The organism is Myroides sp. (assembly GCF_032073645.1).
Classification (GTDB): Bacteria; Bacteroidota; Bacteroidia; order Flavobacteriales; family Flavobacteriaceae; genus Flavobacterium; species Flavobacterium odoratimimum.
The window spans coordinates 1-8,246 of the sequence record NZ_DAMANB010000042.1 but is presented as its reverse complement, the minus strand read 5'-3'; the positions used below and the strand labels follow the sequence as shown (position 1 = coordinate 8,246).

Genomic DNA, 8,246 nt, shown 5'->3' with positions numbered 1-8,246 from the left:
CGACACAAATTTCTATAACCCTTCTTTATTTTACAAAAGTCAAGACGACTTCATTACATAATTCTTAATCTTACAAAACATATAGTGATTTTAATACATTTTAAAAATACTTATCACACATTAAAACAACCACTTACACAAAACAACCCAAAAAAACATTTATTTTTCACACCTAAACCTTGCAGATACAAAATAATGTTCTATATTTGCACTCGCAATGACAAAATAAGTCTAGCGGGGTGTAGCGTAGCCCGGTCATCGCGCCTGCTTTGGGAGCAGGAGGTCGCAGGTTCGAATCCTGCCACCCCGACTTTTTCGGCATCAAAATATGCCTAAATCCGTAAGTATCAATTACTTACGGATTTTTTTATTTTTAAATATATCATAATAATCCATTGTAAATCAATCTAAATGTGAGCTATTAGGTGAGCTATTTTTAAAAGGTAAATTAGCTCACCGAATCGAGTTTAACTAATTGTATTTCAATAAATTAAATACAATTTATTTTAGTTTAATTCAGTGCTTTTTGGTCTTGTTTGGGTACTATTCAGGTGAGTAGTTTTTTAAAACCATATCAAAACAGTTCGGTTAACATTAAAATAGATTGATATGAAAACAAAAAACACATTTGGAATACACTTCATTATACGTGTTTCTAATTCAAACAAAACAGTCCCATCCCTTATATACGCTAGGGTTACAGTAAACGGACAACGAACAGAAATTTCTTTAAAACTAAAAATATCCCCTACTTCTTGGGATAATATTAAAGGAAAAGCAAAAGGAAAAAGTGAGGACACGGTTCGAATCAATGCACATATTGAGCGAGTACGTTCCCTCATTACAGATGCCTATCATCAATTAGTTCAACAAAAAAGAGTTGTCTCTATAGGAGCAGTTAAAAATATCTTTCTCGGACATGATGATACAGAATCATCACTTTTAAAGCTTATAGACTATCACAGAGAGATTGCTACAAGTAAATTAGCTTATGGAACACTAAAGAACTACTTCTCTACGGAAAAGTACCTTAAAAGCTATTTGCGTAAAGTACACAATCGAACTGACATCTATTTAAGTGAGATTAACTACAAATTTATCTTCGACTTTGAAAACTTCCTAAGAAACTGCAAACCTATTCACAAGCATCAACCATTAAATAACAATGGTATTATGAAACACATTGAAAGATTTAAAAAGTTAATCAACTTAGCTATCACTATGGAATGGATGGAGAAAGATCCCTTTACCAAATATAAACTTCAATTTGAGAAGACAGAAAGAGGGCATCTAACTAAATCTGAACTTGAAACCCTTGTCAACAAGAATTTTGCTATTGAAAGATTACAAGCTGTTCTTGATATGTTTTTGTTTAGTTGTTATACTGGTTTAGCCTATATAGATATCTTTCACTTAGCTCCACAAAATATAGCAAAAGGAAGTGATGGAAAAGATTGGATTATATCAAGTAGAGAGAAAACTAAAATACCTGTTAGGGTTCCTCTATTACCTGAAGCTTTAGAACTAATTGAAAAATACAAGGACCATCCTATTGCTTTTGCCAAAGGCAAACTGTTTCCTGTTATTAGTAACCAACGAATGAATGGTTACTTAAAAGAGATTGCCATTATATGTGAAATAGACAAAAACTTATCTTTTCATTTAGCCAGACATACCTTTGCTACAACCATTACACTAAACAATGGTGTACCTATTGAGTCAGTGAGTAAGATGCTTGGGCATACGGCTATTAAAACAACTCAAATTTATGCTAAAGTATTAGAACATAAATTGGGTGAAGATATGGATAATCTAAGAGAAAGAAGACTTATTCAAGAGAACCACAAGTACAACTTTGAAGAGTCAAATTAAACCTCCCAAAGACAACGAAACTAAACCAGTACATACAAATTGTTATTTAGGGTTAGAACTAAGCTTATAGCAGCTTAAAACAAATCAAAACTAACCCTAAATACTATTTATTATGAAAGTTGAATTTATTACAAAAGAAGATCTTGAGATTTTTAAACAAGAGATTATTACTGAGATAAGAAGGTATAGTCCTTTTAATAGAAAGAAAGATCAAGAAATAAAACAATGGATCAAAAGCTATGAGGTAAGAAAGCTTCTTGGTATTTCTCCTGGTACTTTACAAAATATGAGACTAAATGGTACAATACCATTTAAGAAGATTGGTGGACTTATATTTTATAGGTATGAAGATATAATAAAAATGATGGAGAGTGAATGAAATGAAACAGCCCCAACTATTACATGGATAGTTGGGGCTGTTTTATTAGATAGAAAGAGATTTACCCCTTTCCATATATCTTATAAATAATGATCTTAAAACCTTTGTATTTTTGTGTGACAACTAACAAAGTTGAGTTTTTAAATCTTATTAAATTTATTTTCGATCTCCCTTAAACGATTAAGTAAATCAGTCCAGTTTAAACTATTTCCAATGATCATATGCTCTTGCATTGTTTTATAGTCTTCTGCCCATCTTTCAAGTAGTTCTTCTGGAGGTAAAATACTCAATTTACCTTTTTTATGATTTGAGTAATCTATCCCTCTTAAAGGCGTTACTTTTTGTCGATGTTCAACAATATTAGTAAACAAATCATCATCAACTATTGCTTGTTCACCAAATTCTGAATCCATAATTTTGTCTATGTCATAAAAATGCCTAGTCAATCGATCAGTTCTAATATTTTCAATAGGCTTTGAGAATTCTTCGTGCAATAACAATACTTTCTCAATTAAAGTACGAGTGGGAACAACAACTTCTACATTAAATGTAGGCATAGCAAAAGGCGATTTTGAAAATTCCGAATCAATATATGAAGTAATAGGTTTTGACTCAGCTGGCTCAGTTAACGATCTGGCCCCCATTTCAAGTAAAACACGCTGTTGAATATATGCATTAGTAGCAGGGACACTTGATTGATAATAAACCTCTAAAGTATTGGGGTCACTTGTATCATCAACATGATTGTTATACTTAATTTCATATAAACTCGAATTTACTCCCAACTCAGTTAATTGATGTATTAACTCTTCTCTAAATTCATTAATAATAAATCCTCCAGAAGCTTTTCTAAGTTTTTTAATTTGTGTTTTAGAATCAAGCTTACCAAACCCCAGCAAACGCTGGTCAATAATCAAATCAATATCTTCTGAAAATCACTGTATTAAATTATAAGCCCTTACTCAGAGAAGTTCCTCCTTTAAATATAATAGAATCTGCATACTTAGATTGAAATATTGCCTTTAAAAGAATACAAACCCACCAATCTTTCTCTATTACAAAAGCTGGTAGTCCATAAACTGCTTCAGCTTGTTTTAGTACAGTAACTCTTTGCTCTTCTGATAAATTAATCCACATACTCCTCTTTATAATAAAGTTTTTTAATTTCCTTTTGAATCCAAACTGGAGCAAATTTCAATTGAGATTCTATCACTTGCTGATCTATTTTATCAATAGTTAATTTAATAGTATTTAAAAAAGAATCTGTAATTTGTTTTTGCCCTTTTTCTTTAAAAGCCTGCACTACTAAATGTAATAGATTATCTTTTATCATAAGATTTTTAGGGACAGTCCTCTTAAAATTAATCTTCCTATTTCCAACCTTAATTTCTCTTTGAGACCCGTCAGTCAAATAAACAGTCTTTAATGGTATTTGAGTTGTTAGTCCCAATAGATATAATGCTAATACACCAGTTGGAGCTATACGCACCTTATCTCTTTTTGCAATCTCATTTGCAATTTCCTCTATACCTGGATATATTGTTCCTAACAAAGAATCTTGCTTAGGTTTTATATAAATACCTTGGGCTAGCCGTTCAATAAGTTTTTCTTTTTCTAAACGTGAAAGTACTTGGCGAATATTATCAGATGTGCCATATTTAATAAAATCATTAGCGAAAAAAATTTCGCCACGCTTAGATTTAGAAATCTTCTCTAATATCTGACTACTAATAGATTCACTCATAAAAAAACATGTATATTTGTCACAAATTTAATCAATATTTGTGACAAAATTTCTTTTCATATAATTAAATATTTTGTTTATTGAATAGTAACACCTTATCTCAAACAAAAACATCTGAAATAATAACATATTTAGATAAGAAAAATCAAATCTCCAAGTAAACATGTTCTAATAAAAAACTTAATTAGTTATTAGCATAAACACTTCTTTACTATCGATCAAACAAGAAATCTCTATTTTTTTAATGTCCCGATATTCCATTTACAAAAGTGTCCACAAATCCCATAATCTTTCCTAAAATACGATCACCTGTTTCTTTAAATTTTAGAACACTTGGTTTTCCATCTTTTCTTAAGCTCAGTAAATCATCTCGTAAAGGTTCTCTCTCAGAAAACAAATAATTCTCTATTAATTTCTCTGTTTGATCTCTATATAAATTTTCTGTCTGAACTAATTTAACCAGTGCTGATTCTTGTTCTTTAACCCAGAATTTATCAAACTCTTCTGTGATATTATCGGTATCTTCTATTAGAGGTAAATTTTCTTGAATAAACTTCTCTATTAGTTCGCGTTTACTTCGAAGAGATACTTCTGTATTCAATAAATTAGATATTTCTTTTTCAATAGTTTCTTTATCCTTATCTGTTTGTTTTGATTTGAATGTAATTAATAACTGGAGAATATAATTCACATTAATTGTATCTCTTCTAATAAGTTCTAATTCAAAATCAATATCATTTAGAATTGAAGTTTTTTCTGGTGCAGAAGTATCAGAGCTTAACTTGTCTTTTAAATCTAAATACTTACTAGTGTAATCAGCAAATATTTGCTCTTCTAAATCTAAATCTTCCCATTTAAACTCCGTAAAATGGGTCATCTTCTTATGAAGTCTTATAAGAGTTCGAAATGCCAAGATAAACTTCAATTTTTCGTCTTCAGAATATAGTCCGTCTACTGCATCAACTCCTGGTACAAGTTCTAAAAGCTTTTCTGTAGCCTCATTAAATTTCTCAACGTACTTTTCATAAGGTTCTACAATAATCTCATCAATAGCTTCTTTATTACTAAACAAAGCAATTGCTTGATCTGTCTTTTCCTTCAAATTGCGGAAGCATACTATATTCCCTTGTGTCTTATTCTTATCTAAAATTCTATTTGTACGACTAAAGGCTTGAATAAGTCCATGGTATTGTAAATTCTTATCTACATATAACGTGTTTAAATATTTACTATCAAATCCCGTTAAAAACATATTAGCAACCAAAAGAATATCTGTTTCATTTTGTTTTGATTTCTTTGCCACAGCATTGTAATAGTTATAGAAACCTTCTGTATCCTTTATATTATGTTTTTCTTCAAACTGATTATTAAAATCTTCAACATAAGACTCTAGTAATTCTCTTCGATGAGGAATGTAATTACTCTGATATTCAACAGGTGATTCAGCAGCCATATTTAACTGATTTACGACTTGCTCTTCCATCTCATCTTCATTTTGAGCAAAGCTAAATATAGTAGTAATCTTTAAATCGTGTTCTCCTTCTTGTTTCTTCCTTTTAAAAATCTCATAATATTGAATAACAGCGTCAATATCCTGTACACACATCATTGCACAGAATTTTTTATCTTGTGTTTTTTGGTTGTGATATTGAATAATATAATCTACAATAGCTTCTTTACGTTCAGGAGCTTCATAAACTTCAGCTTCATTAATTTGTTCTATTTGTAAATCAATGATATGATCCTTCTTCTTGAATGTTTGAATATACTCAACCGAAAACTTCAGGACATTCTCATCGCGTATTGCATCAGTAATAACATACTTATGCAAACAGTTTCCAAAAAGACTGGCTGTTGTTTTCTCACCATTAGCATTCTCAGCTAATATTGGGGTTCCTGTAAATCCAAATAATTGAATATTAGTAAAATATTGTACTATATTTTTATGGGTATCACCAAATTGAGAGCGATGACATTCATCAAAAATAAAAACCATACGCATGTCCTTTATGGATTTCATCTTTGATACATTTCTACCAGATATAGCATTATTTAATTTCTGAATAGTAGTTACAATAATACTAACATTAGGATCAATAAATTTTTTAATTAAATCGTCTGTATTGGTAGCCGAGCTAACTGATCCCTTACTAAACTTATCATATTCTTGATTGGTTTGATAATCTAAATCCTTTCGGTCTACAACAAACACAACTTTTCTAATAGCTGGTATATTAGAGAGAATTTGACTCGCTTTAAAACTTGTCAATGTTTTTCCACTACCTGTAGTATGCCAGATATATCCATTCTTTTCAATATTATAACCATTGAGCACTTCATTTTCTGTAACTTTTTTAATAATACTCTCCACAGCATAATACTGATATGGACGAAGCACCATTAAACGTTTATCAGTCTCATTAAGAACAATGTATTTACAAATCATCTTACTCACATGACAAGGTTCTAAGAATCGATCGGTAAAACCGTTTAAAATATTATTTAAAGGATTATTAAGCTCATCTGTCCAATGAAAAGTTTGTAAAAACTCTGGTGTATGAGTTCCAAAATTACTGTAATACTTCGTATTAATTCCATTGCTTATTACAAACAACTGTACATATTGAAACAAAGCTTTTCCTGAGCCATAACTGTGCTTTTGGTATCGATTAATTTGATTGAAAGCTTCTTTTAATTCGAGTCCTCTTCTTTTTAATTCAATTTGTACCAGAGGAAGTCCATTAATTAATAGTGTAACATCGTAGCGATTTACATATTTTCCTTCTTGAGTAATTTGATTTGTTACTTGGTATTCATTTTGACACCAATGCTCAACATTTAGAAATTCAAAATATAGATTATCTCCGTTATCTCTGATGATATGATGCTTTTTCTCTCGTAAAGTTTTTGCTTTTTCAAAGACAGATCCTTTGTTAAGTATATTTAGTACTTTCTCGAATTCACTGTCACTAAGCTCAATGCGATTATGCTTTTCTAATTGTATTTTTAAATTAGCCAACAACTCTGCTTCATTAGTAATAGAAACGTATTTATAGCCCATCTTTTGCAATTGGATAACCAATTGCTCTTCTAAAAACTGTTCAGACTGCTTACTCAAAATAATTATGAATTAGGAGTTAAAAAAGGTGAATATTTGATTTGTAAACAAATTTAACAAAATATACATACTCCTACTCATTTCTCCTAATTCATAGTGATAATAATTTTACCTTAATGTCTTAAACATTTGTTCAATTGCCTTTTTTTTCTGCTCCATATTAGGGTGAACATATAAATTTAAGGTTGTACTAATATTAGAATGACCTAAAAGCACACTAACCGTTTTATAATCACAATTACTCTCAATACAACGAGTCGCAAAACTATGTCTTAGCCCATGAAATTTTAATTCAGGCATATCTAATTCATTCATCAGTTTTTTATAATAGCTACGATATGTTCTGGGTTCTGTAGGTTTAGCATCATTAGTTAGTACAAAAAAAGAGGGGTTGACTATTTTTTTAAAAGGCTTTAATATTCTTAATAAATCCTTACTAATTGGTATATCACGAATGGAATTTTTTGTCTTTGGAGTATCTAAAATCAACTCTGTTCTTCTGACTCCATTTTCTATCAAATAAATTCTTTGAATAGTTCTATTAATACTTATAACACCATTATCAGTATCTATATCTTCCCAAGTAAGGGCACAAACTTCTCCTATACGGATCCCTGCGCTTAAACAGATATAAACTCCTAAATTCTTAAATGTAAAATGATCTTGTATGTAGTTCATTATCTTTTTTTGTTCAGCACGACTAAGTACTTCTAAATTTTGTTTTTCTCGCTCTGTTGGGAACTGTATATCAAAAGACGTATAACTCAACCACTTATTCTTAGCTCCAAACTTCAATACCATCTTTAAGACAATCAAAATATCTTTAATTGTTTTATGACTCAATCCTCCTTCTAATTTTTGAAGTACAAAGTTTTGTACATCTGTTTCTTCAATTTCATATTGTTCTCCAAAAGTGGGTAATAAATGATTTTCAATCAGAAGCGTATAAGCTGAAAAACTTGATTTTTTCACATATTGTTGTTTGTCTATTTTCCATAGCTCAATTACTTCTGAAAGTTGTTTTTGTGTATTCATTCTGTATTTATATTTTAAAACGCCAAAGGAAAACAATTAAGGATATTTAATCCTAGTGATAGCTTAGGTCCTAAGGTTCCTAATTTGAGATTTCCAGG

Annotated in this window: 7 protein-coding genes and 1 tRNA gene; 3 read left to right on the top strand and 5 right to left on the bottom strand. The window is 30.2% G+C overall.

Going from position 1 to position 8,246, the window contains the following annotated elements:
- Window positions 1-235: 235 nt before the first annotated feature.
- The 3 genes from RT228_RS17785 (at window position 236) to RT228_RS17775 (ending at window position 2,251) form a co-directional block, all read left to right on the top strand.
- Window positions 236-310, top strand: a tRNA-Pro gene (locus RT228_RS17785).
- 299 nt (window positions 311-609) lie between these two features.
- Window positions 610-1,872, top strand: a complete 1,263-nt coding sequence (locus RT228_RS17780; protein ID WP_286433480.1) for a site-specific integrase — start codon at window positions 610-612, stop codon at window positions 1,870-1,872.
- Window positions 1,873-1,984: 112 nt separating this feature from the next.
- Complete coding sequence (locus RT228_RS17775; RefSeq protein ID WP_059051683.1) at window positions 1,985-2,251, top strand: helix-turn-helix domain-containing protein; 267 nt, start codon at window positions 1,985-1,987, stop codon at window positions 2,249-2,251.
- 140 nt (window positions 2,252-2,391) lie between these two features.
- Here the strand turns inward: RT228_RS17775 and RT228_RS17770 are convergent, their stop codons facing one another.
- From RT228_RS17770 to RT228_RS17750, 5 genes are all read right to left on the bottom strand, one after another.
- Window positions 2,392-3,168: a nucleotidyl transferase AbiEii/AbiGii toxin family protein gene (locus tag RT228_RS17770; protein ID WP_313139180.1), complete on the bottom strand. Its 777-nt coding sequence runs from the start codon at window positions 3,166-3,168 to the stop codon at window positions 2,392-2,394.
- 31 nt (window positions 3,169-3,199) lie between these two features.
- On the bottom strand, window positions 3,200-3,388 hold the full coding sequence (locus RT228_RS17765) for a nucleotidyl transferase AbiEii/AbiGii toxin family protein (RefSeq protein WP_313139178.1): 189 nt from the start codon (window positions 3,386-3,388) through the stop codon (window positions 3,200-3,202).
- Window positions 3,378-3,995, bottom strand: coding sequence for a DUF6088 family protein (locus tag RT228_RS17760; RefSeq protein WP_286433478.1), 618 nt, complete (start codon window positions 3,993-3,995; stop codon window positions 3,378-3,380). The genes RT228_RS17765 and RT228_RS17760 overlap by 11 nt, the downstream gene beginning before the upstream one ends.
- Before the next feature lie 241 nt (window positions 3,996-4,236).
- The gene (locus RT228_RS17755) at window positions 4,237-7,113 is read right to left on the bottom strand and encodes a type I restriction endonuclease subunit R (protein WP_286433477.1); all 2,877 of its coding nucleotides are present in this window, start codon (window positions 7,111-7,113) and stop codon (window positions 4,237-4,239) included.
- A gap of 108 nt (window positions 7,114-7,221) precedes the next feature.
- Window positions 7,222-8,148: a site-specific integrase gene (locus RT228_RS17750; RefSeq protein ID WP_267740527.1), complete on the bottom strand. Its 927-nt coding sequence runs from the start codon at window positions 8,146-8,148 to the stop codon at window positions 7,222-7,224.
- Between the last annotated feature and the right edge of the window lie 98 nt (window positions 8,149-8,246).